This is a genomic window from Pseudomonas sp. DWP2-2, assembly GCF_049897065.1.
Taxonomy (GTDB): domain Bacteria; phylum Pseudomonadota; class Gammaproteobacteria; order Pseudomonadales; family Pseudomonadaceae; genus Aquipseudomonas; species Aquipseudomonas paracarnis.
The window spans coordinates 871,696-897,440 of sequence record NZ_JAFCVN010000001.1; the positions used below are offsets into that span (position 1 = coordinate 871,696).

Here is a 25,745-nt window from a genome sequence, read left to right on the forward strand (position 1 = left end):
AGGAACTGGCTTACCTGCGATGAGCATAGGTATCTACACAACTTAGGCACGACGCTAAATCTGTGGCGAGGGAGCTTGCTCCCGTGACGGCCTGGCAGCCGACACAGATATAACTGATGCCCCGCGATCCAATGTGCGAGCTGGCTTGCCTGCGATGAGCATAGGTATCTACACAACTTTGTGGGTTGTAACAGCAGACGGTAACCACGATGCGAAGCGAGTCGCTCTTGATCTGCTTTTGATCTTGACCTCAGGCGCCCCGTTAAACCACGCTGGCCGGACGCAGGCTTGAATTCGTGGGTAACCCGGCAGGACGCCGGGTTAGCCGCCCCGCGCCATGTATGGCGCGTGGCGGCGGCCCACGGATTCAAGCCTGTGTTCGGGCACACCGAGCCTAAGCGAGGTGCCGAGTGGTGGGGCAAGAGCGTTTTGCTTACTTTTGCGCTTTTCAAAAGTGAGCCGCTGTAAAAGCGGAACCCTAAGTGGCCGTTACCGCAGGAATGGATATGTACTCGGTATAACTGCGTCGGCTGTCAGGCCGCCATCGCAGGCAAGCCAGCTCCCACATTTGGATCGCGGGGCATCAGTTATATCTGTGTCGGCTGCCAGGCCGTCACGGGAGCAAGCTCCCTCGCCACAGGTCCAGCGTCGCGCCGAAGTTGTGTAAATACCTATGCTGCAATGAGGCCCTGACAGACAACGAAGATCAAAGCCCTTCCAACTCCGCCATCAAATCACTCAACCGATCCACCTTCTCGGCACTGATCTCATTGCCTGCCACCCCCTCGATATACTCGGCCAACTCCGCCACGGTGCTGCACTCGAACATCGCCCGCAACGGCACATCGCGTTGCAGTGTCTTCTGCACCCGCGAGGCAATCTGCGTGGCCAGCAGCGAGTGCCCGCCCAGTTCGAAGAAGTTGTCCTGCACCCCGACCCGCTCGACCTTCAGCACCTCGGCCCAGATACCCGCCAACGTGGTTTCCAGTTCAGTGCACGGCGCCACATAGTCCTGATTGTGCAACTGGCCGATCTCCAGGGCCGGCAGGGCCTTGCGGTCGAGCTTGCCGTTGGCATTCAGGGGCAGGCGGTCAAGCCATAGCCAATGCAGTGGCACCATGTATTCCGGCAGTTCGGCACGCAGGCGTTGCTTGATGCGCTCCAACTGCTCGCTCGGGTCGAGTGTGGCATCGGCGGCCACCAGGTAGCCGACCAGATGTTTGCCATTGGCCCCCTCTTGCACACCCACCGCCGCGTCGCGCACGAGGGGTTGTTCATGCAGGCGCGCTTCGATTTCACCCAGTTCGATGCGGTAGCCGCGAATCTTCACCTGGTGGTCGATACGCCCGACATACTCCAGCACCCCATCGCTGCGACGCCGTGCCAGGTCGCCGGTACGGTAGAGGCGCTCACCAGGCGCGCCAAAGGGGTTGGGTACAAACACCTGGGCGGTGCGCAGCGGATCGCTGACATAGCCACGACCGACACCGGTGCCGGCGACGCACAACTCGCCCACCGCCCCTTGAGGCACCAGCTCTAAAGCGCCGTCCAGCAGGTACAAGCGGTTGTTGTCGGTCGGCGTACCAATCGGCAGGTAAGTGCCACGGGTCGACGCCAGATCGACGCGGAAGAACGCCACATCATCGGAGCATTCCGCCGGGCCGTAAGCATTCACCAGGCCAATCTGCGGGTAACGCAGCAGCCACTGATGGGCCAGCTCAGGTGGCATGGCCTCCCCGGTCGGCAACATCCAGCGCAGGCCCTCGAGGCTGATACGCTCCTGGGCCAGCATGCCCTGGATCAGCGACGGCACACTCTCCAGCACGGTGATGCCCTGTGCTTGAACATGGGCCAGCAACCCTTGCGGATCATGGGCGATGGTATTGGGCACAATGTCCACCCGTGCGCCAAACAGCGGCGCGGCGAGGAACTGCCACACAGAAATATCGAAGCTTTGCGACGCGGTCTGGGCAATCACATCGGCATCGCTCAGGTTCAGGTACGGCACCTTGCTCAACTGGTTATTGAGCATGCCACGCTGTTCGACCATCACGCCCTTGGGCAAGCCGGTGGAACCCGAGGTGTAGATCACGTAGGCAAGATTGTCCGGGCCGCTGTAGACACCGGGGTTTTCGCCACGGGCGGGCACTTCCTCCCACACCAGCAGTTGGCAATCAACCCCTTGCAGCAACTCGACGGCCTGCTCGCGGCACGCCTCGGTGCACACCAGCAGCGGCGTGCGGCTCATGTCGATGATGCGGCTCAGGCGCGGGCCGGGCAGCCCTGGGTCCAGCGGCAGGTAACCGGCACCGGCCTTGAAGCTGCCGATGATCATGCCGAGCAAGTCCAACCCACGTTCAGCCAGCAACGCCACCGGTTGGTCCAGGCCCACACCGGCCGCAATCAACGCGTGGCCCAGGCCGTTACTGCGGCGGTTCAGTTCGTCGTAGCTCCATTGCTGGTCCAGGCAACTGGCGGCGATGCGCTGCGGATGCTCTGCCACCTGGGCCTCGAACAGCTCGATGTAGCTCGTCTCCAGCGGATAGGCTTGCTCACTCTGGTTACAGCCCGCCACCAGGAATTCACGTTCCTGCTCGCCAATCAGCGCCAGCTCGGCCATGTCGCCATGGAAGCCCTGCACCAGCGCCAGCAACAGGCGCTTGAACTCAGCGAGCATGCCTTGCACGGTGCTTTCGTCGAAATAACGCTGGTCGTAGGACAGGTGCAAACCGAGGTCATCGCCGGGGTAGCACACCGCCGTCAGCGGGAAGTTGGTGTGGGTACGCCCGGAATCCGAGGTGGCGTTCAGGCTTTGTGCACGGTCCAGCACCGAGACTTCCACTGGCGCGTTCTCAAACACAAACAGGCTGTCGAACAGCGGCTGGCCTTTGGGCAATTCGCTGTGTTCCTGGATCGTCACCAACGGAAGGTATTCGTACTCGCGCAGTTGCATATTGCTGTCGAGCAAGGCGCTCAACCACTGGCGCACGCTGCACGTCTGGCCGTCCTCGGGCAGTTTCACCCGCAGCGCGATACTGTTGATAAACAGCCCCACGGTGCGTTGCATCTCGGGCATGTCCACCGGGCGCCCGGCCACGGTGACGCCGAACAGCACGTCGCGATCGCCACTCAAACGCCGCAGCACCAAGGCCCACGCCGCCTGGGCGAAGGTGTTGACGGTGAGCTGATGCGCCTGGGCCAGTTCGCGCAGTTGCGCACCGTCGCGGGCATCCAGGCGGGTGTAGCAGTCGCCCACCACCATGCCGCCACTGCCACCGGCGTGTTCGCGCAGGAACGGGCGGTCACTCGGGATCGGCGTGGCGCGCTCGAAGCCTTGCAAGTTTTGCTGCCACCACTGGCGCGCCTCGTTGAGGTTCTGGCGTTGCAGCCAGGCAATGTAGTCGCGATAGCGCGGCGGCGTCGCCAGTTGCGCATCGCGGCCTTCGCCCAGGGCTGTGTAGATATCGAAGAAGTCATTCATCAGCAGCGAACGGCACCAGGCATCGATCAGGATGTGGTGGTTGCTCATCATGAACCAGTAGCGCGCCTCGCCCACGCGAATCAGGCGCAAGTGGAAAGGCGCCTGGTTGAGCAGGTCAAAACCGGCTTCGCGCTCGGCCTTGAGCAAGGCTTGCAGACGCGGCTCGTGCTCATCCTGCGGGTCGGCGCTCCAGTCTAGGTACTCGATCGGCGTACTGCCGGGCTTGTGGATCACTTGCAGCATGTCTTCGCCGACGTTCCAGCAGAACGAGGCGCGCAAGGCTTCGTGGCGGGCGATCACCGCTTGCCAGGCCTGGGCAAAACGCTCCGGGTCCAGGGCGCTGTTGATGCGGTAGCGGTCCTGCATGTAATACAGGCCGGTGCCGGGCTCCAGCAGGGTGTGCAGCAGCAAGCCCTCCTGCATCGGAGTCAGCGGGTAGACGTCTTCGATGGCGCTGGCCGATACCGGCAAGGCGTCCAGTTGCACCTGGGTCAGGCGCGCCAGGGGGAAGTCGGACGGCGTGAGGCCACCGGCATCGTCCTGCAGGCAATGGGCGATAAGGCTGTGCAATTCGGCCAGGTAAGCTTCGGCCAGATCGCGAATTACCTGCTGATCATGCCGCTCACGGCTGAACGTCCAGCGTAGCACCAGCTCGCCGCCGTAGACCTGGCTGTCGATGCTCAGTTCATTGGGCAATGGCGCATCCGGGTCATGGGCCAGGCCGGCGGATTCCTCCAGCGGATGGAACAGCGCGTCAGTGCCAAAGCTCTGGTCGAACTGGCCAAGGTAGTTGAAGGTGACCTGCGCGCTCGGCAATGCGGCCATGCTCTGCTTGCACAGGTCATCGGCCAGGTAACGCAGCACGCCATACCCCAAACCTTTATGGGGCACGCCACGCAGTTGCTCCTTGATTGCCTTGATCGAGTCGCCCTGCTCGGCCTGCGGCGTCAGACGCAACGGATAGGCACTGGTGAACCAGCCCACGCTGCGGGTCAGGTCGATATCATCGAACAAGGTTTCGCGGCCATGGCCTTCCAGTTGGATCAGTGCCGAGGCCTGCCCGCTCCAGCGGCACAGTACGCGGGCCAGGGCGGTCAGCAACAGGTCGTTGACCTGGGTGCGATAGGCACTCGGCGCCTGTTGCAGCAACTGCCAGGTGCGCTCGGCATCCAGGCGCACGCTAACCGTTTCGGCATCGCTATTGCGCCGTGCGCCTTGGGGACGCTGTACTGGCAAGGCCACGGTGGGGCCAGCTAGTTGCGCTTGCCACAGGCTCAGCTCTTCGCGCAGTGACTCACTGTGGGCATAGGCTTGCAAACGTGCAGCCCAATCACGCAGCGCGCTGGTTTTGGCCGGCAGGCTGACGGACTGGCCTTCACTGAGTTGGCGATAAACATTTTGCAGGTCTTCCAGCAGGACGCGCCACGACACGCCGTCCACCACCAGGTGATGGATGGCGATCAGCAAGCGCTGCTGGCCTTGCGGCCCGTCCACCAGCAAGGCGCGCAGCAGCGGCCCCTGTGCCAGGTCGAGGCTGCGCTGAGTGTCGGTGAACAACGCCGTGCACGCCTGCATGTCACGCACCTGCGCCTGCAGCAGCACGCCGCCTTCCGGCACGCCCAGGTGTTCGGCATGCCATTGCGCATCGCGCGGGGTAAAGCTCAAGCGCAGCGCGTCGTGGTGTTCCAGCACCGCCAGCAGCGCTTGCTCCAGGCGATGGGCATCGAGCAGTTGCAGTGGCTTGAGCACCAATGCCTGGTTCCAGTGCTGGCGCGCCGGGATATCGGTGTCGAAGAACCAGTGCTGAATCGGCGTGAGGCCCGAGGGGCCGGTCAGCAGCCCTTGCTCGGCGATGATGAGCTCCGAGCGAGTCGCCACGGCAGCCAGGCTCTGTACGGTCTGGTGCTGGAACAGGTCACGGGGGCTGAAATGAATGCCGGCCTGGCGCGCCCGGCTCACCACCTGGATCGACAGGATCGAGTCGCCGCCCAGTTCAAAGAAGTTATCGTCGAGGCCCACTTGCTCCACGTTCAGCACCGCGCACCAGATGGCGGCCAGGCTGTGTTCCAGCTCGCTGCGCGGCGCCACGTAGGCTTGGCGATTGGCCTCTGGGTCCGGCTCAGGCAAGGCGCGGCGGTCGAGCTTGCCGTTGGCGGTCAGCGGCATGCTCTGCAGCACGATCAGATGCGCGGGCACCATGTAGTCCGGTAGTTGCGCCTTGAGGTGCGCCTTCAACGCGTCGCGCAAGGCGGCGTGCTCGGCATCGCTGACCAGGTACGCCACCAATTGCTTGCCGCTCGGCGCATCCAGTGCCAGCACCACCGCTTCGCGCACAGCGTCATGTTCGAGCAAGCGCGTTTCGATTTCGCCCAGCTCGATGCGAAAACCGCGGATCTTCACCTGATGGTCGATGCGCCCCAGGTACTCCACCAGGCCATCGGCGCGTTGGCGTACCAGGTCGCCGGTGCGGTACAGGCGCCCGCCCTTGCCAGCAAACGGGTCTGCGACAAAGCGCTCCGCCGTCATCCCCGGCCGCTGATGATAACCCTGGGCCAGGCCGGCGCCGCCGATGTACAGCTCGCCGCTGGCGCCCTGGGGCACCAGCGCCAGGTCGGCGTCGAGAATGTAAGCCACGCGCTCGCCGACGATGCTGCCGATCGGCACGCTGCCAGCGCCCTCCTCCAACTGCTCGGGCGCCAGGCTGGCCAGGGGCATCACCACGGTTTCGGTGGGGCCGTAGGCGTTGAAGAACAGCTGGGGCGTAAACGCCGCACGGATGCGTTGCAGGTGTTCGCCGGTCAAGGCTTCGCCACCGGTGATACACATGCGCACCGGCAGCGTCTGTTGCTGAGTCGCCAGCCACTGCGCCAACTGGCTGCCGTAGCTCGGGGTGAAACCGAGCACATTGATGCGATGGGTACGGATCAGCGCGCAGATTTCCTCCGCATCCCACTGGCCCTGGGCGCGCAATACCACCCGCGCCCCGCACAGCAGCGGCACCAGCAAACGCTCGGTGGCAGCATCGAAGTTGATCGAGTAAAAGTGCAGCTCGCAGTCATCCGGGCGCATATCAAAGCGCTCGATCACCGCCTGGCAATGCATGGCGATCTCACCGTGGGACACCACCACGCCTTTGGGCTTGCCCGTGGAACCCGAGGTATAGATGAGGTACGCCTGGTGTTGCGCCAGACTCACGAACGGCAGCGCTTCGGCGGGGTAATTCGCCAGCACCGGCGAGTCATCCTCCAGGCACCAGCACGCCACCGTCGCCGGCAACTCACCAAGAGCTTCGAACAGCGCCGCATCACTGAGCAGCAGGCCGATGTCACTGTCTTCGATCATGTAATGCAGGCGGTCCAGCGGGTATTCCGGGTCCAACGGCACATAGGCACCGCCGGCCTTGAGGATCGCCAGCAAACCGACGACCATTTCCAGCGAACGCGGCAGCGCCAGGCCCACGCGCATCTGCGGGCCCACGCCACGCTCGCGCAGCATCCAGGCCAGGCGGTTGGCGCGCTCATCCAGTTGCGCATACGAGAGGGTCACACCGGCAAAGGTCAGCGCCGGGGCCTCCGGCCGCTGGCTGGCCTGCTGGCTGAACAGTTGATGGATGCACTGGTCGAGGCGATGCTCGCCCTTCTCCACCCCCAGGCTGTCTTGCAAGGCGCGTTGTTCATCTGCGCTCAGCAACGGCAATTCGCTCAGGCGCTGGCCAGGATCGGCGACCAACGCTTCAAGCAGGTTGCGCCAATGCTCGGCCATACGCGCAATACGCGGCTCGTCGAACAGGTCGGTGCTGTAGGTCAGGCAGCAACCCAGGCGATGGTCGAGGTCGGTGACTTCCAGGTTGAGGTCGAACTTGGTCGCCCGCGCATCGTTGGCCAGGTACTCCACGGTCATGCCAGCCAGTTGGCGGCTTTGCTGGAACTCCCAGCGCTGCACGTTGCACATCACCTGGAACAACGGGTTGTACGCCGCGCTGCGCGGCGGTTGCAGGGCTTCCACCAGATGGTCGAACGGCAGGTCCTGATGGGACTGGCCCTCGATCACGGTATGGCGCACCTGCTCGAACAGCTCGCTGACCCGCATCTGCCCAGTGAGCTGGCAACGCAGCACCTGGGTATTGAGGAACGCGCCAATCAAGCCTTCGCTTTCCGGGCGGATACGGTTGGCCACTGGCGCGCCGATGCGCAGGTCGGTCTGGCCGCTGTAGCGGTAGAGCAACACCGCCAGGGTCGCGGTCATGGTCATGAACAGCGTGAGGCCGTGCTGGGCGTTGAAGGCTCGCACGCGGGCGGCCAGCTCATCGCTCAAATCAAACCGGTACAGCTCGCCCCGATGGCTTTGCACCGGTGGCCGCGGACGGTCGCCGGGCAATTCCAGCAACGGGTGTTCGTTGCCCAGTTGGGCGGTCCAGTAGTCCAGCTGACGCTGGCGCTCACCGGCTTCCATCCACTGGCGTTGCCATACGCTGTAGTCGAGGTACTGCACCGGCAACGCTGGCAGCGGTGAGTCGCGCTCGTCGATAAAGGCTTCATACAAGGCGCTGAGTTCACGGGCAAAGATGTCCATGGCCCAGCCTTCGGTGACGATATGGTGCAGGGTCAGCACCAGGTAATGTTCCTGCTCGCCGGCCTTGACCAGGCAGGCGCGCAAAAGCGGCCCGGTTTCCAGGTTGAACGGCGTGTGCGCCTCGACATCGGCCAGTTGCTGCAAACGCTGCTGGCGCTGCGGCTCATTCAGCGCGGAGAAATCCTGCCAGTCCATGCGCACATTGGTTTGCGCCGAGACCTTTTGACAGGCCACACCATCGACACTTGGGAAAGTGGTGCGCAGGGTTTCGTGACGCATGATCAAGGCCTGCAAGGCGGCCTCGAAACGCCCTACATCCAGTACCCCGCGCAGGCGCGCCATGCCGCCGACGTTGTAGGCCGGGCTGTCCGGTTCCATCTGCCAGAGGAACCACATGCGCTGCTGGGAATAGGACAAGGGGACCGGCTGGCTGCGGTCGACTTTGGCGATGGCAGTCTGTTGGTTGCGCTGGCCCGCCGCCTGGATCAGCCCGACCTGCTGGGCAAAATCGCCCAGCTCGCTGGCTTCGAACAGGGTGCGCAGGGGCAGTTCGACGTCACAGGCCTGGCGGGTGCGGGAGATGATTTGCGTGGCCAGCAACGAGTGCCCGCCGAGTGCGAAAAAGTCATCGCGCAGGCCGATGCGTGGCAGGCCAAGCACCTCGCGCCAGATCGCGGCGATTTGCAGTTGCAAAGGTGTGTGCGGTTCGACGTGTTCGCGGGTTTGCCATACCGGCTCTGGCAAGGCACGCCGGTCGAGCTTGCCGCTGGGGCTCAGGGGCATGGCGTCCAGGCGCATCAGCAGCGCGGGCACCATGTACTCCGGCAACTCGGCGGCCAGGGCAGTTTTGACCCTTTGCTCATCCAGTTCGGTGTCGGCGGTGTAGTAGCCGATCAACTGTGCATCACGCACCAGCACCACGGCCTGGGCAATGCCTACCTGGGCCAGCAGGCGCGCTTCGATTTCTTCCGGCTCCACCCGGAACCCCCGCAGTTTGACCTGCTGATCGAGGCGCCCGAGGTATTCGAGCACGCCATCGGCGTTCCAGCGCGCACGGTCACCGGTGCGATACAAGCGGGTGCCCGCCGCGCCCAGCGGGTCGGCGACAAAACGTTCGGCCGTCAGCCCGGCACGGCCCAGGTAACCCCGCGCCAGGCCGATACCGCCGATGCACAGTTCGCCCGGCACACCGGCCGGCAACGGGTTGAGCTGCTCGTCCAGTACGCGGCAGATCACATTGCCCAACGGCCGGCCAATCGGCGAGCGCTCGCCATCCGAGGCTGCGCACTGCCAGTGGGTGACGTTGATCGCGGTTTCGGTCGGGCCATAGCGGTTGTGCAATTGCACCGCTGGCAAGCGCGCCAGTACGCGGTTACGCAGCTCGGCGGGCAAGGCTTCGCCGCCGGAGAACAGGCGACGCAGGCTGGTGCATTCGGCCACCAGCGGCTCGTCGATAAACAGCTGCAACAGCGGCGGCACGAAGTGCAGCGTGGTCACCCCATGCTCCTGCACAAGCTGCGCGATGCGGTGCGGGTCGCGATGTTCGCCCGGCCCGGCCAATACCAGGCGGCAGCCGGCAATCAATGGCCAGAAGCATTCCCACACCGACACGTCGAAACTGATCGGCGCCTTTTGCATCAGCACATCGGTTTCGTTCAGTTGATAGGTGGCCTGCATCCACTGCAAACGCTCGGCCAGGGCGCCGTGGGTGTTGCCCACGCCTTTGGGTTGGCCGGTGGAACCGGAGGTGTAGATCACGTAGGCGAGGTTAGCGCCATGCAGGTGCAAGCCTGGCGCCTGGGTCGGCCAGCTGTCGAGGTGCAGGCTGTCCATGGCAATCACGCACACGCCTTCGGCGCTGGGCAGTTGGGGCAGCAACGCGGTCTGGGTGAGCAGCAGTTGCACGCCGCTGTCCTTGAGCATGTAGGCCAGGCGTTCGGCGGGGTAATCCGGGTCCAGCGGCACGTAGGCGCCACCGGCCTTGATGATGGCGAGCAGGCCGATCAGCAGTTGCGGCGAACGCTCGGCGGCGATGGCCACGCACACGTCCGGGCCGACGCCTTTGTCGCGCAGGTAATGGGCCAGGCGGTTGGCCTGGGTGTGCAATTGGGCGAATGTCAGGCTGCCGTCCTGCCAGACCAATGCGGTGGCGTCCGACGTCTGTTGGTTGAGCAGCTCGGGCAGCCAGTGCCGGGCCGGCGCGCAGGGGGCCTCGCTCCAGGGTTGCTGTTCGTCAGCCTGCATCAACGGCAGATCGCCGATGGCGTGTTGTGGTTGCGCGCACACAGCGTGAAGTAGATGGATGAAGTGCTCGGCCAGACGCTGGATGGTCGCGCAATCGAACAGCTCGTCGGCGTAGTCGAACGACAGGCTCAAGCGCCCATTGCGGTCTTCTTCGCTGTGCAGTTGCAGGTCGAACTTGGCTTCGCGGCTGTGCCAGGGCAACTCATCGGCCAGCAGGCCCGGCAGGCGGCGCAAGGCACTGAGGTCGCGCTGCTGGTGGTTGAACATGACCTGGAACAGGCCCTGCTCGCGGGCCTGGGGGAAGGCTTCCAGCAGTTGTTCGAAGGGCAGGTCCTGATGGGCCTGGGCGGCCAATGTGGTCTCGCGGGTGGCGGCCAACAGCTGGTTGAACGGCAGGCGCCCGTCCAGCTCGGCGCGCAGCACCAGGGTGTTGATAAAGAAGCCGATCAGGCCCTGGGTTTCATGGCGTGGGCGGTTGGCATTGGGCACGCCGATACGGATGTCGCGCTGGCCGCTGTAGCGATAGAGCAAGGTCTGGAACGTCGCCAGCAGCAGCATGAACGGTGTTGAGTCATGAGCCTGGGCGGTCTGGCGGATCGCCGCACTGAGGCGCGCATCCAGGCGCTGGCTATGGCGCGAGGCGCTGTGCCGATGCTGGGCGGCACGCGGGTGATCGGTGGCCAGGTTCAGGGCCGGATGCTCGTCACCCAACTGCGCTTTCCAGTACGTCAGCTGTCGCTGGCCCTCGCCTTCGGCCAGCCATTGGCGCTGCCAGCTGCCGTAGTCGGCGTATTGCAAGGCCAGCGGCGGCAACTCCAGGGACTGGCCTTGGGCGGCAGCGGCGTACAGGCGCGAGAACTCGTCGATCAGGATATTCAGCGACCAACCGTCGGCAATGATGTGGTGCAAGGTCACCAGCAATTGGTGCTCTTCGTCGTCCAGGCGCACCAGGGTGACCCGCAGCAACGGGCCTGTTTCCAGGTCGAACGGGCTGCGCGCCTGGTCTTCGCGAACCTCTTGCGCACGGGCTTCGCGCTCGGTGTTGGGCAGGTCGCTGAGGTCGATGATCGACAGTTCGAAATCCGCCGTAGCCTCGACACGCTGAAACGCCTGGCCGTCGCGCTCGTAGAAGCGCGTGCGCAGGGCTTCGTGACGCTGGATCAGTTGCTGGAAGCTCTGGCGCAGTGCGTCTTCATCCAGCTCGCCGCGCAGGTGCAAGGCGCCTGGAATGGTGTAGGCGCTGCTGTGAGGGTCCAATTGCCAGGTGATCCACAGGCGGTTCTGTGCCAGGGATTGGGGCAAGTCTTCTTGACGTGACAGCACGTGGATTGCGCCTTGGGCAACACCGCCATCCTGTTGCAGCTGCGCGACGGCCGTGGCGAAGGCGGCGAGGGTCGGCGCTTCGAACAACAGGCGCAGGTTCAGCTCCAGCCCCAGGCTTTCGCGCAGGCGGGCGACCACTTGGGTCGCGGTGATGGAGTTGCCCCCCAGCAGGAAAAAGTGATCGTCGCCCGCCACATGAGCCAGTTGCAGTTGTTCGCACCAGATCGCCGCGATCTGCTGTTGCAGGTCCGATTCCAGCGCCACTTCGCTCGCCTGCCCCGGCTGCCCGGGGAACTGCGCGTAGCTGTCGAGGCTGCCATCGGCATGCCGAATCGCACAGGCGGCACGCTGCACTTTGCCGCTGGAGGTCTTCGGCAAAGCGCCTGGGTTGAGCAGCACCACCACGCTCGGGGCTTGCTGGCAGGCCTCGGCCACGGCTTGGCGGATCGCCTTGATCAGCGCTTCGGGCGGCAGGATTTTCTGCACGCTGCGGCTGATTTCCGCGGCGATGCCGATGCCTTCCAGGCCCTGGTCATTGACCGCAAACGCGGCGACCCGGCCCTTGCGCACCACTTCCACTTCGCGCTCGATGGTCTGTTCGATGTCTTGGGGGTAGAGGTTATGGCCGCGCACGATCAGCAGGTCTTTCAGGCGCCCGGTGATGTACACCTCACCGTCGCGGATAAAACCCAGGTCACCGGTGCGCAACCAGGTGCGGCCAGCATGCTGGACGAAGGTCTTGGCGCTGGCTTGCGGGTTGCGCCAGTAGCCGTGGGCGATGCTCGGGCCCGTGGCCCAGAGTTCGCCGACGCACTGGTCGGGCAGCTCGGTGAGGGTGTGCGGGTCGGCGATCAGCACGGCGTGGTCCGGCTGGCTGGTGCCGCAACTCATGATCGCAGGGCCCTGCCCCGGTTCGGCACGGTTGGCGGCCAGCGCCTGTTCGTCCAGGCGCAGGGCGGGAATGCCACGGCCACGGGTACCGCCGGCGACAAACAGGGTGGCTTCAGCCAGGCCGTAGGAGGCGAAGAAATTATTCGGGGTGAAACCACAGGCCGCGAATTTTTCCGCAAAGCGTTCCAAGGTGTCGAGGCGGATCGGTTCGGAACCCGAATAGGCCACGCGCCAGCGGCTCAAATCCAGGCGCTCCAGGGCCGACTCACTGACCCGTTCGCTGCACAGGCGGTAGGCGAAGTCCGGGCCACCGCTGATGGTACCGCCGTATTCGCTGATCGCCTCCAGCCAGCGCAAAGGTCGGCCAAGGAAGTAGGCCGGCGACATCAACACGCAGGGCACGCCGCTGAAGATCGGTTGCAGCAGGCCGCCGATCAGGCCCATGTCGTGGTACAGCGGCAACCAGCTGACGATCACGTCATCGGGGTTGAGGTCGATGCCAAAACCACGGCGGATCAGCACTTCGTTGGCCACCAGGTTGCCGTGGCTGACTTGCACGCCCTTGGGCAATGCGGTGGAGCCGGAGGTGTATTGCAGGAACGCGATGTCGTCCGCCTTGAGGTCGGGCTCGACCCACTGGTCGGCCTGCTGCGCCTCCAGGGTGTCGACGCTCAACACCTTGGGCGCGTTTTCAATCTGCGCCAGGCCCTCGCTGAGGCTGGCAATGGTCAACAGCAGCCGCGGCTCGGCATCGCTGATGATCGACAGCAGGCGCTCCTGGTGATGACGGCGCGTGGATTCCGGTGGATACGCCGGCACCGCGATCACCCCGGCGTACAGGCAACCAAAGAACGCCGCCACATAGTCCGGGCCACTCGGGAACAGCAACACCGCACGCTCGCCCAGGCCAGCGTTGGCTTGCAAGGCAGCGGCGATGGTGCGGGCGCGTTGGTCGAGGTCGCGATAACTGAGCACCACACTGTGCTCGGCGCTCTCGGCGAGGAAGCGCAACGCCACCTGGTCCGGCGTCTGCGCAGCACGCTGTTGAAGGGACTGGACCAGGGTGCGGGGGAGTTCGAAGGCGTCCATCATGGGGTTCCTGCCTGAAATCGGCTTACGGGAAATTCGGGAAGTCGGTGGGGTTCAGCCGGCGACGAGCTGGCGCGCCGCGCCAATGCGCCAGCGCCCCAGGTGCTCGTCGGCATAGCGACGCACGCAGCGCAGCACGGCGCTTTCGTGCTGCACGAGGAAGAAGTGATGGCCGTCAAACATGTCCAGGGAAAACCCACTGGCGGCGTCGAGTTGCCAGTCGAGCAACTGGTCGGCACGCACGCTGTCTTGCTTGCCACCGAACACATGGATCGGCAGCGCCAGGGGCTGGCGCTCGCCATAGGTGAAACTGCCGCACAGCAGAAAATCGGCGCGCAGGATCGGCAACATCAGTTGCATCAGCTCGGGGTTGGCCAGGGCTTCTTCGGCGGTGCCCTGCAATTCGCGCAGTCGGGCAATCAGTTGGGCATCGGTCTTTTCGACGGCGTACTCGCTCACATCACGACGCGCCGGGCCCGCCGTGCCGGACGCGAACAACGCCAGGGGCGCGGGCAGATTGCGCGCGTTCAGAGCGTGAGCCAATTCAAACGCCAACAACCCGCCAAGGCTGTGGCCGAACAAGGCATAGGGGCCATCCAGATCACGGCTGATTTCTTCAGCAAGCTGCGCGGCCAAGGCCTTGATATCGCGCTGCAATGGCTCGTCCATGCGCATGCCGCGTCCCGGCAATTCCAGCGGGCACACTTGCAGCCAGTCCGGCAGGACCCGGCGCCAGCGAGCGTAGACCGAGGCGCTGGCGCCTGAGTGGGGCAGGCAAAACAGGCGCAGCCGCAGGGACGTACTCATCCCGCGAGGACTCCGAACTGAAACACGCTGAATGCACGATAAAAACCCATCTGGTCCTCCTGCGGGTGCTGATCCTTGGCCGTTGTACTAACGAACCTGTCACCCATGAGAACGGACGGAGCCTTCAAATAATTAGTCGCCGGGGGCGAGCGAGACGTGGTTCACACCTTTGCCCAAGGCATAAGATTAGTTCGTCTTCTCATTTGACAATCATTATCATTAAGCATAATTTGTTGCCCGATATGTAGGAGGCCTCAGCAGGGATGCCCTCCCCTAACCTATTCGCAGCAAGGTGATTTCCATGACGGAACAAGTATCCACAGGCAGGTGCGATTCACCCCTTCTCCAGGCGTTCGTCGACAATCGACTGATTTTGGTGAAGATCGCGGCCCGTATCACCGGGTGCCGCTCCCGCGCCGAAGACGTGGTGCAGGACGCCTACTTCCGGCTGCAGTCGGCGCCGACCATCACCTCATCGTTCAAGGCCCAACTGAGTTATCTGTTTCAGATCGTGCGCAACCTGGCGATCGATCATTACCGCAAGCAGGCCCTGGAGCTCAAATACTCCGGGACCGAAGAGGAAGGCTTGAATGTGGTTATTCACGGCGCTTCACCGGAAACCTCGCACATCAATTTCAACACCCTGGAAAACATCGCCGACGCCCTGACGCAACTGCCCCAGCGCACCCGCTACGCGTTCGAGATGTACCGCTTGCATGGCGTGCCGCAAAAAGACATCGCCAAGGAGCTTGGGGTGTCGCCGACGCTGGTGAACTTCATGATTCGCGACGCGCTGGTGCATTGCCGCAAGGTGTCGGGCAGTCATAGCGATACGTTTGCGCGGCGGGTTTAATGCAGCGCCGACATATGTGGGTAAGGGCTCCACGGAAACTACGATGCGAAGCGAGCCGCTCTTGATCTTGATCTGCTTGTGATCTTGATCTGCTTGTGATCTTGATCTGGCTTTTGATCTTAGGCGCCCCGTTAAACCACGCTGGCCGGAATTCGACAGGGATTTGGGGGGTAAACCGGCAGGGATGCCGGTTTAGCCGCCCCGCGCCATGGATGGCGCGTGGCGGCGGCCCCCCAAATCACTGGCGGATTACGGGCACACCGAGCCTAGGCGAGGTGCCGAGTGGTGGGGCAAGAGCGTTTTGCTTACTTTTGCGCTTTTCAAAAGTGAGCCGCTGTAAAAGCGGAACCCTAAGTAGCCGTTACCGCAGGAATGGATATGTACACGGTCCAACTGTGTTGACTGTCAGGCCGCCACCGCAGGCAAGCCTGGTTCCACATTTTGACTGTGGGGTGTCAGGTAGATAGGTGTCGGCTTTCAGGCCGTCATCGCAGTCAAGCCAGCTCCCACAGTTGCCCCCCCGAGCCCGAAGGATTTTACTTACTAAGACCTCAGGGCACCGGCGTCACATCAATACGATACGGCTCAAAAATCTTCAGCATCTGGCCACTGTCGCGCAGACGCTTGAGCAGTTCGGCAAACGCCGGACCAGTGATCGGTGCCTTGGGCCGCAACAACGCATAGTGGTGATACACCTGGTCAATACGCTCCGACACCAAAAACTGCCCCGCCATGTCTGCGTTGCGCACCATGAAATCACTCAGGTACGAACGGGTAACCAGTGCAATATCCGCACGCCCACGAGCAACCATCAGCAAATTACTGTCATGGGAATAGGTCAACGTCGCGTTGAAACGCTCGGCCATGTTCTTGGGATCGGGATTGAAGTCGGCAAAGGCATAGTGATACCCGCTGAATACCGCCAGGCGCTTACCGGTGAGGTCGGCGAAGTAGCTCTGGTCGCGCCCGGGTTGACGCTGGGCAACGAATATTTCCGCATCTTCCAGCCCCATATCAACACTGGTATGGGCAATATTCTGCCAACCCCAGGACGGGTTTTCGAAGATGGCCATGTCGACCCGGCCTTGCTCGAAGTCACGAAAACGCCGGGGGATCGAGGTAGGCACCACCACGAACTGGTAATCGGTTTGCGCAGCGTTCAACGCCTCGACCAATTGCGGCAGCAACCCGGTGTCGGCGCCTTGTTCAGGGCGTACGGTGTAGGGCGGAAAATGCGCCGCGCCGATTCTCACCAACTGCGCGGCACCGGCCTGCGTCCACGCGGCGGTGCCCAGTGCCCATAAAGTAAGTCCTGCAGCCAGCCGCCATGGCGAAAACATCGAGGCACACACCGTTGAAGAGTTCAATGCCGATAAGCTAGGCGTTTTTACTGGGGGAGACAACTTTCGCCAGCAAATTAATAACTTGCGCCTCAGTCCGACTTCAGCACCATCAACAAGGCCTCTTCGGCCAACTCCTCAAGGGTCAGGCTGCCTTGGGCACGAAACCAGGTGGTGGTCCAGGATAAGGCCCCGGTGAGGAAGCGCCGGGTAATAAACACATCGCCCCGGATGTAGCCAGCGGCCTTGGCCTCGCCCAGTACCTGCAACCAGATCTGCTCATACACGTCACGCAGGGCCAGCACGTGCGCCTGGCCTTCGGCCGACAGCGAGCGCCATTCGTAGACCAGCACCGCCATGGCCTCGCCACTGCCACCCATGATCGACTGCAACTCGCAGCGGATCAGCGCCAGCACGCGTTCGCGCACCGTGCTCGCCTCCTCCAGTGAAGCGCGCATCATCGCGGTGTTGTAATGGATGGTTTCCTCCATCACCGCACGCAATATCTCATCCTTGCTCTTGAAGTGATGAAAGATGCTGCCGGACTGGATGCCCACGGCGCTGGCCAGATCTCGCACAGTGGTGCGCTCGAACCCCTTGTTGCGAAACAGATGAGCTGCGGTTTGCAGCAACTTGCCGCGGGCGCTCTCGGGGTCGGTCAATTGGCCACCATCGACCATGGTGCGCATCACCCCCAGGGCTTTGTGCTCATCCATGCTGCTCTCCTTCACGTCTACTGTCGTCTTGGCCGGCAATTTAGGCCGTGACTGCCACCCAAGCAAGCGCTTGGGTAAAACTTGTGACTGGAGTTTACAAACCAAGCGCTTGCTTGGTAGTCTCGTCACCAGCCCTTGGAGGAAGGATTTCTCATGAGCAAGACGGTACGTATCGGCTGCGCCAGCGCCTTCTGGGGCGACACCTGCACCGCCGCCGCCCAATTGGTGCAGGGCGGTGCCTTGGATTACCTGGTGTTCGATTACCTGGCGGAAGTCACCATGTCGATCCTCGCCGGTGCCCGCCTGAAAGACCCCAAGGCCGGTTACGCCACGGATTTTGTCGAGGTGCTTACGCCCCTGCTGGCGGATATCCAGCGCCAGGGCATCCGGGTGATCAGCAATGCCGGCGGTATCAACCCCCAGGCCTGCGCCGCCGCCCTGCAAGCAGCCTGCGATAACGCCCACATCCCCCTGAAAATCGCCGTGTTGCTCGGCGATGACCTGCATCCTCAACTCAAACAGCTGCCGCCTGTCACCGACCTGTACAACGGCGCCCCGCTGCCGCCCCTGTGCGTGTCCGCCAACGCCTACCTCGGCGCACCGGGCATTGCCCAGGCATTGGGGCTCGGCGCCGATATTGTCATCACCGGCCGGGTGGTCGACAGCGCAGTGGTCAGCGCGGCACTGGTGCATGAATTCAATTGGTCATGGCAGGACTACGATCACCTGGCCCAGGCCGCCCTGGCCGGGCATATCATCGAATGCGGCGCCCAATGCACCGGCGGTAACTTCACCGACTGGCGTGACGTGCCCGACTACGAACACATCGGCTTCCCTATCGTCGAAGTCAGCGCCGACGGCCAGTTCACCGTCAACAAGGTCGAAGGCAGCGGCGGGCTGATCAGCGAACTCAGCGTGGCCGAACAACTGCTGTATGAAATCGGTGACCCGCGCGCCTATGTGCTGCCGGACGTGATCTGCGATTTCAGCCAGGTCAAACTGCAGCAACAAGGCAAACACGCGGTGCGCCTGCACGGCGCCAAGGGCCTGCCACCCACCGACCAGTACAAGGTCAGCGCCACTTACCCCGATGGCTTTCGCTGCACCGCCAGTTGCCTGCTCGCCGGCATCGACGCGGTGGCCAAGGCCGAGCGGGTCAGCCAGGCGCTCATCAACAAGACTTCGGAGCTGTTCAGCCAGCGCGGCTGGGCGCCCTACACCGACGTCAACATCGAACTGCTTGGCAGCGAAGCCACCTACGGCGCCCACGCCCGGCGTGCGGATTGCCGTGAAGTGGTGATGAAGCTGGCGGTGCGGCATCCGAACAAGCAGGCGCTGGTGCTGTTCGCTCGCGAGATCGCCCAGGCGGCCACCGGCATGGCACCGGGGCTGACCGGCATTGTTGGCGGGCGGCCGACGGTGTATCCGCTGATTCGGCTGTTTTCGTTCCTGGTCGACAAATCACGGTGTAGCGTCGCCATCGAGTACCAAGGCCAACGTCATGCCGTCGAGCTGCCCGCCTCCGCGCCTCTGCTCACGCCGGCTGTGCCCATCGAGCCGGCCAAGCCGGAGGGCCGTGCCGATGCCAGTGTGCCGCTGGTGAAACTCGCCGTGGCGCGCTCTGGTGACAAGGGCAACCACAGCAATATTGGCGTGATCGCCCGCCACCCCGACTACCTGCCGTGGATCGCCGAAGCCCTGACCCCGGAGGTGATCGTCGACTGGATGGACCACGTGCTCGACCCGATCCATGGCCGCGTCGAACGCTGGTACTTGCCCGGCAGCCACAGCCTCAACTTCCTGCTGGAAAACGCCCTGGGCGGCGGCGGTATCGCCAGCCTGCGCATCGATCCCCAGGGCAAGGCCTTCGCCCAGCAACTGCTGGAAATCCCCATCGCCGTACCGCAACACATTGCCGATCAACTCACCTAAAGGACCGTTGCCGTGGCCTTCGACTCGATCTTCAAAGCCGACCTGTTCAAGGGGCAAACCGTGATTGTCACCGGAGGCGGCAGTGGCATTGGCCGCTGCACCGCCCATGAGCTGGCGGCCCTTGGTGCCTGCGTGATCCTGGTGGGGCGCAAGCCAGAAAAACTGCAGAAGGTCGCGGCGGAAATTGCTGAAGATGGCGGCGTCGCCCATTGGCATGCCTGTGACATTCGTGAGGAAGAGGCGGTGAAAGCGCTGGTCACGCAGATCCTGCACGACCACGGCCCCATCCATGGCCTGGTGAATAACGCGGGCGGCCAATACCCGTCGCCACTGGCGGCGATCAATCAGAAGGGCTTTGAAACCGTACTGCGCACCAATCTGGTGGGCGGTTTCCTGATGGCGCGGGAAGTGTTCAACCAGTCGATGAGCAAGCACGGTGGCGCGATCGTCAACATGCTCGCCGACATGTGGGGCGGCATGCCCGGCATGGGCCACTCCGGCGCGGCGCGCTCCGGGATGGACAACTTCACCAAGACCGCCGCGTTTGAGTGGGGCTATGCCGGGGTGCGCGTCAACGCCGTGGCGCCTGGCTGGATTGCCTCCAGCGGCATGGACACCTACGAAGGCGCGTTCAAGGCGGTGATTCCCACCCTGCGTGAGCATGTACCGCTCAAGCGCATCGGCACCGAGTCGGAAGTCAGCGCGGCCATCGTCTTCCTGCTCAGCCCGGCTGCGGCCTTTATCAGCGGTAGCACCCTGCGCATCGACGGCGCCGCCAGCCTGGGCAGCCGCGCATGGCCGCTGCACAAGGCGCAGGCGCAGAGCGAGCCATTCAACGGGTTCCACCGCGCCTACCTGCCGGATGTGCTCAAGGCGGAGCAATAACGCCATGCCAGTCATTGAAACCACGATCGACCCTAACAGCCCAGCGTTCGCGCAAAACCGCGAAGCCATGCTGGCGTCCATTGCCCAGCTACGCCAACTGGAACACACCCTGCTGGCCAAGGCCCAGGAAGCCAAGCCCAAGTTCGACAAGCGCGGCCAATTGCTGCCCCGTGAGCGCCTCAACCTGCTGCTGGACCCCGGCGCGCCTTTCCTGGAGCTGGCCAGTCTGGCCGGCTACAAACTCCACGACGACAAGGACGGTAGCGCCGCCGGTGGCGGGCTGATCGCTGGTATCGGCTATGTCAGCGGCGTGCGCATGCTGGTGGTGGCCAACAACAGCGCGATCAAAGGCGGCACCATTTCCCCCTCCGGGCTGAAAAAATCCCTGCGCCTGCAACAGATCGCCATGGAGAACAAACTGCCAGTGGTGACCCTCGCCGAAAGCGGCGGCGCCAACCTCAACTACGCAGCCGAGATTTTCGTCGAAGGCGCGCGCAGCTTTGCCAACCAGGCACGCATGTCCGCCATGGGCTTGCCGCAGATCACCGTGGTGCACGGCTCGGCCACGGCCGGCGGTGCGTATCAGCCGGGCCTCTCGGATTACGTGGTGGTGGTGCGCGGCAAGGCCAAGCTGTTCCTCGCCGGGCCACCGTTGCTCAAGGCCGCCACCGGCGAAGTCGCCACCGATGAAGAACTGGGGGGTGCGCAGATGCACGCGCAAACCGCAGGCACCGCTGAGTACCTGGCCCAAGACGATGCCGACGGCGTGCGCATCGTGCGTGAAATTGTGGGCCTGCTGCCCTGGAATGACCGCTTGCCGCACGCGCCACCCCGCGCCTATCGCGAACCGCTGTACCCGATTGAAGAGCTGTTGGGGCTGATCCCCGATGACCCGAAAAAGCCCTATGACGTGCGCGAAATCCTGGCGCGCCTGGCCGACGGTTCCAACCTGCTGGAATTCAAGGGCGAGTTCGACCCCCACACCGTCTGCGCCCATCTGCATATCCAGGGGCGCGCCGTGGGAGTGATCGGCAATAACGGTCCCATCACCCCAAAGGGCGCGAGCAAGGCCGCGCAGTTTATCCAGCTGTGCGACCAGAGCCGTACGCCGCTGCTGTTCTTGCATAACACCACCGGCTTCATGGTGGGCACCGAGTCGGAACAGCAAGGGGTGATCAAGCACGGCGCGAAGATGATCCAGGCGGTGGCCAATGCCCGCGTGCCTAAACTCACCATCGTGGTCGGGGGTTCCTACGGTGCCGGCAACTACGCCATGTGCGGCCGCGGCCTGGACCCGCGCTTTATCTTCGCCTGGCCCAACAGCCGCACCGCGGTGATGGGCGGCGCACAAGCGGGCAAGGTGCTGCGCATTGTCACCGAGGCCAAGCAACTCAAGGACGGCCTGGTGCCCGACCCCAAAGTGCTCGACATGCTCGAACAGGTCACCGCGCAGAAGCTCGACAGCCAGTCCACCGCCCTCTACGGCAGCGCCAACCTGTGGGACGACGGGCTGATTGATCCACGGGATACCCGCACCTTGCTCGGGTTTGTGCTGGATATCTGTCACGAAGCCGAACTGCGGCAACTGCAACCGAACAGCTTTGGCGTGGCGCGCTGATCGTTCCCACGCTCCGCGTGGGAATGCAAACCAGGACGCTCCGCGTCCCAACAGGGCGAACAATAAAAATGATCTTCACCCAGGAACACCAGGAACTGCGCCGCACCGTGCGCGCCTTCGTCGACCGCGAGATCAACCCGTACGTGGATGAATGGGAAAAAGCCGGGCGCTTCCCCATTCACGAAATCTTCCGCAAGGCCGGCGACCTCGGCCTGCTGGGCATCTCCAAACCGGAAAAATTCGGCGGCATGGGCCTGGACTACAGCTACTCCATTGTCGCCGCCGAAGAGTTCGGCACCATCCGCTGCGGCGGCATCCCCATGTCCATTGGTGTGCAGACCGATATGTGCACTCCGGCCCTGGCGCGCTTCGGCTCCGATGAACTGCGCGAAGAGTTCCTGCGCCCGGCCATCAGCGGCGAACAAGTGGGCTGCATCGGCGTCTCGGAAACCGGCGCCGGCTCCGACGTGGCCGGGCTCAAGACCCATGCGCGCAAGGACGGCGACGACTACGTGATCAATGGCAGCAAGATGTGGATCACCAATTCGCCCAGCGCTGACTTCATCTGCCTGCTGGCCAACACCTCGGACGACAAGCCGCACATCAACAAATCCCTGATCATGGTGCCGATGAACAGCCCCGGCATCAGCGTCAGCCCGCCGTTGGAAAAACTCGGCATGCACAGCTCCGAGACCGCCCAGGTGTTTTTCGACGGCGTGCGCGTACCGCAACGCAACCGCATCGGCCACGAAGGCGCGGGCTTCATGATGCAGATGTTGCAGTTCCAGGAGGAACGCCTGTTTGGCGCGGCCAATATGATCAAGGGCCTGGAGTACTGCATCGACAGCACCATCGAATACTGCAAGGAGCGCCAAACCTTCGGCAAGGCGTTGATCGACAACCAGGTGATCCACTTCCGCCTGGCGGAACTGGCCACCGAAATCGAATGCCTGCGCGCCTTGGTCTACCAGGCCACCGAGCAGTACATCAAGGGCCAGGACGTCACGCGGCTGGCCTCCATGGCCAAACTCAAGGCCGGGCGCCTGGGCCGTGAGGTCAGCGACAGCTGCCTGCAATATTGGGGCGGCATGGGCTTCATGTGGGACAACCCGGTGGCCCGCGCCTATCGCGACGTGCGCCTGGTGTCGATTGGCGGCGGTGCCGACGAAATCATGCTGGGCATCATCTGCAAACTGATGGGCACCCTGCCCGGTAAAAAGCCATGAGCACCTTGCTGCTAGAAGCCCACAACGGCGTGCTGCATATCACCCTCAACCGGCCCGAATGCCGCAATGCAATGAGCCTTGAAATGGTCAATGAGCTGCGCGCGGTACTGGCGCAGTTGGACAGCCAGGTGCGCGCCGTGGTGATCAGCGGCGCGGGCGGGCATTTTTGCGCGGGGGCCGATGTGAAGGACCTGGTCAGCGCGGGGGATCAACTGCAAGCGTTGAACCGCGCATTTGGCACCTTGCTGCAAGAGGTGCAGGCACTGACACCCGTGGTGATCGCGGTGCTGCAAGGCGCGGTGCTGGGCGGTGGGTTCGGGCTGGCGTGCGTGAGTGATATTGCGATTGCAGAGGGCCAGGCGCAGTTTGGCTTGCCCGAGACCCGCCTGGGCTTGTTGCCGGCGCAGATTGCGCCGTTTGTGGTCAAGCGTATTGGCCTTACTCACACGCGGCGCCTGGCGCTGACGGCGGCGCGGTTTGATGGGGTGGAGGCTGGGCGGCTGGGAGTGGTGCATTTTGTCGAGCACGACGCCCAGGCATTGGCGCAGCGGGTGGATGAGGTATTGGGGCAGGTGTTGCAGTGTGCGCCGGGGGCGAACGCACGGACTAAAGCGCTGTTGCTGGCCAGTGTGGATGAGCCCCTTGAGGCCGTGCTGGATCGCGGGGCGCAGTGGTTTGCCGAGGCGGTGAGGAGCGAAGAAGGGGTCGAGGGGACGCAGGCGTTTGTGCAGAAGCGAAAGCCGAGTTGGTCTCGATGACGCCATCGCAGGCAAGCCAGCTCCCACAGGGGGAGACATTTCAAATGTGGGAGCTGGCTTGCCTGCGAAGAAGCCCCAACACACGCCACATCCACCAAGGGATAACCCAATGCCCGCATTCACCAAGATCCTGATCGCCAACCGCGGTGAAATCGCCTGCCGCATCCAGCGCACTGCCCAGGCCCTCGGCTACCGCACCGTGGCCGTGTACAGCGACGCGGATACCGATGCCCTGCACGTGCAGATGGCCGACGAAGCCGTACACATCGGCCCGGCGCCCGTACAACAGTCCTACCTGAACACAGAGGCCATCCTCGCCGCCGCCCAACTGACCGGCGCCGACGCCATTCACCCCGGCTACGGCTTCCTCTCGGAAAACCCCGACTTTGCCCGCGCCTGCCAGCAGGCCACGCTCACCTTCATCGGCCCCAGCGCCGAGGCGATCGAACTGATGGGCAGCAAACGCCTGTCCAAACTCGCCATGCTCGACGCCGGCGTACCTTGCATCGCCGGTTATCAAGGCAGTGCCCAGGACGATGCCACCCTGCAACGGGAAGCCGAACGCATCGGCTTCCCACTGATGATCAAGGCCAGCGCCGGTGGCGGTGGGCGTGGCATGCGCCTGGTGCACCAGCGCGAACAGCTGCTGGAGCAACTGCGCACCGCACGCTCGGAAGCCATGAATGCGTTCGGCAGCGACGAGTTGATCCTCGAACAGGCGCTGATCGACCCGCGCCACGTGGAAGTGCAGCTGTTCGGCGACAGCCATGGCAACCTCATTTACCTCGGCGAACGCGACTGTTCGATACAGCGCCGCCATCAGAAAGTCATTGAAGAAGCGCCCTGCCCCGTGATGACGCCCGATCTGCGCCAGGCCATGGGCGAAGCCGCGCTCAAGGCCGGGCGGGCGGTGAGCTATGTAGGTGCCGGCACCGTGGAGTTTCTGCTCGACCGCAACGGCCAGTTTTATTTCCTGGAAATGAACACGCGCCTGCAAGTCGAACACCCCGTCACCGAGATGATTACCGGCCTCGACCTGGTGGACTGGCAGTTGCAGATCGCCGCCGGCCAACCGCTGCCACTCACCCAATCACAGGTGACCCTGACCGGCCACGCCATGGAAGTACGCCTGTACGCCGAAGACCCGGCCCAGGGCTTCCTGCCGCAAACCGGTGACGTGTTGCGTTGGGAACCAGCCCCCGGCGTACGCATCGACCATGGATTGCTTGAAGGCCAAACCGTCAGCCCGTTCTACGACCCGATGCTGGGCAAGATCATCGCCCACGGCGCCAGCCGCGAAGAAGCCCGGCGAAAACTGCTGCGGGCCGTGGAAGACAGCGTATTGCTGGGCGTGGCGACCAACCAGCGTTTGCTCATCGACCTGCTCAAGCACCCGGACTTTATCAATGGCGACTTCAGCACGGGGTTGATCGCCGAACACTTCAGCGTCATCCCACAGCAGACGGCGACCGCTGAACAGCTCAAGCTGGCCGCCGCGCTGTTTTATCAACACAGCGCCAACCAGCACACCCAAACACTTGCGCGCTGGCGCAATACGGCGAGTGTCCCCGTAACGTACCGTCTGGAGGCCAACGGCCAACTCCACAGCGTCAGCGTTGACGACCTGCAACTCACCACCGACGGCCGTCACGCCAGCCTCGTCATCAAGGGGGGCCGCCGCCGCATCGCTTATCACCTGGACGGCAACCGGCTATGGCTACCAGGGCTGACCGTCACAGACCGCACCCAGCAAGTCGCCAGCCGCCAGGCCGACGCCAGCAGCGGCACGGTCCAGGCGCCCATGGACGGCGCCATCGTCGATATACGGGTGTGCGTCGGTGAGACCGTCAGCAAAGGCCAACTGTTGCTGGTGCTCGAAGCGATGAAAATGGAGCACCCGTTGAAGGCCGGCATCGATGGCACCGTCAAGGAGATGCGCGTCATGACGGGCGACCAGGTGCGCAACCGTCAGGTTTTGCTGGAGATCGAATAACGCCCCTAGGCGGAACT

Annotated in this window: 11 protein-coding genes; 7 read left to right on the forward strand and 4 right to left on the reverse strand. The window is 63.5% G+C overall.

What is annotated here, in order from left to right; genetic code table 11:
* Positions 1-706: 706 nt before the first annotated feature.
* Together ACP7CZ_RS03840 and ACP7CZ_RS03845 are read right to left on the reverse strand one after the other, a co-directional pair.
* The gene (locus ACP7CZ_RS03840; protein WP_426173730.1) at positions 707-13,603 is read right to left on the reverse strand and encodes a non-ribosomal peptide synthetase; all 12,897 of its coding nucleotides are present in this window, start codon (positions 13,601-13,603) and stop codon (positions 707-709) included.
* A gap of 51 nt (positions 13,604-13,654) precedes the next feature.
* Positions 13,655-14,407, reverse strand: coding sequence for a thioesterase II family protein (locus tag ACP7CZ_RS03845; protein ID WP_294167109.1), 753 nt, complete (start codon positions 14,405-14,407; stop codon positions 13,655-13,657).
* Between the two features lie 301 nt (positions 14,408-14,708).
* On the opposite strand from ACP7CZ_RS03845, the gene ACP7CZ_RS03850 reads away from it, so the two are divergent.
* Positions 14,709-15,260, forward strand: coding sequence for an RNA polymerase factor sigma-70 (locus ACP7CZ_RS03850; protein WP_032904207.1), 552 nt, complete (start codon positions 14,709-14,711; stop codon positions 15,258-15,260).
* A gap of 551 nt (positions 15,261-15,811) precedes the next feature.
* On the opposite strand, the gene ACP7CZ_RS03855 is transcribed toward ACP7CZ_RS03850, so the two are convergent.
* Both ACP7CZ_RS03855 and ACP7CZ_RS03860 read right to left on the reverse strand, forming a co-directional pair.
* The gene (locus ACP7CZ_RS03855) at positions 15,812-16,600 is read right to left on the reverse strand and encodes a substrate-binding periplasmic protein (protein WP_054920425.1); all 789 of its coding nucleotides are present in this window, start codon (positions 16,598-16,600) and stop codon (positions 15,812-15,814) included.
* Positions 16,601-16,692: 92 nt separating this feature from the next.
* Positions 16,693-17,316 carry a TetR/AcrR family transcriptional regulator gene (locus tag ACP7CZ_RS03860; protein ID WP_034126813.1) on the reverse strand — a complete coding sequence of 208 codons (624 nt, stop codon included), beginning with the start codon at positions 17,314-17,316 and terminating at the stop codon, positions 16,693-16,695.
* Positions 17,317-17,469: 153 nt separating this feature from the next.
* On the opposite strand from ACP7CZ_RS03860, the gene ACP7CZ_RS03865 reads away from it, so the two are divergent.
* The 6 genes from ACP7CZ_RS03865 to ACP7CZ_RS03890 all read left to right on the forward strand — a co-directional run bounded on the left by ACP7CZ_RS03865 (position 17,470) and on the right by ACP7CZ_RS03890 (position 25,728).
* Positions 17,470-19,248 carry an acyclic terpene utilization AtuA family protein gene (locus tag ACP7CZ_RS03865; RefSeq protein WP_294167108.1) on the forward strand — a complete coding sequence of 593 codons (1,779 nt, stop codon included), beginning with the start codon at positions 17,470-17,472 and terminating at the stop codon, positions 19,246-19,248.
* 12 nt (positions 19,249-19,260) lie between these two features.
* Positions 19,261-20,133 carry an SDR family oxidoreductase gene (locus ACP7CZ_RS03870; protein WP_294167107.1) on the forward strand — a complete coding sequence of 291 codons (873 nt, stop codon included), beginning with the start codon at positions 19,261-19,263 and terminating at the stop codon, positions 20,131-20,133.
* Positions 20,134-20,137: 4 nt separating this feature from the next.
* Entirely contained in the window at positions 20,138-21,751 is a 1,614-nt protein-coding gene (gene atuC / locus ACP7CZ_RS03875) for a geranyl-CoA carboxylase subunit beta (RefSeq protein ID WP_259038199.1), read from the forward strand.
* A gap of 68 nt (positions 21,752-21,819) precedes the next feature.
* Positions 21,820-22,977 carry a citronellyl-CoA dehydrogenase gene (gene atuD, locus ACP7CZ_RS03880; RefSeq protein ID WP_054896351.1) on the forward strand — a complete coding sequence of 386 codons (1,158 nt, stop codon included), beginning with the start codon at positions 21,820-21,822 and terminating at the stop codon, positions 22,975-22,977.
* Complete coding sequence (locus ACP7CZ_RS03885) at positions 22,974-23,735, forward strand: enoyl-CoA hydratase/isomerase family protein (protein WP_072448050.1); 762 nt, start codon at positions 22,974-22,976, stop codon at positions 23,733-23,735. The genes atuD and ACP7CZ_RS03885 overlap by 4 nt, the downstream gene beginning before the upstream one ends.
* A 109-nt stretch (positions 23,736-23,844) precedes the next feature.
* Positions 23,845-25,728 carry an acetyl/propionyl/methylcrotonyl-CoA carboxylase subunit alpha gene (locus tag ACP7CZ_RS03890; RefSeq protein WP_294167105.1) on the forward strand — a complete coding sequence of 628 codons (1,884 nt, stop codon included), beginning with the start codon at positions 23,845-23,847 and terminating at the stop codon, positions 25,726-25,728.
* Positions 25,729-25,745: the final 17 nt, after the last annotated feature.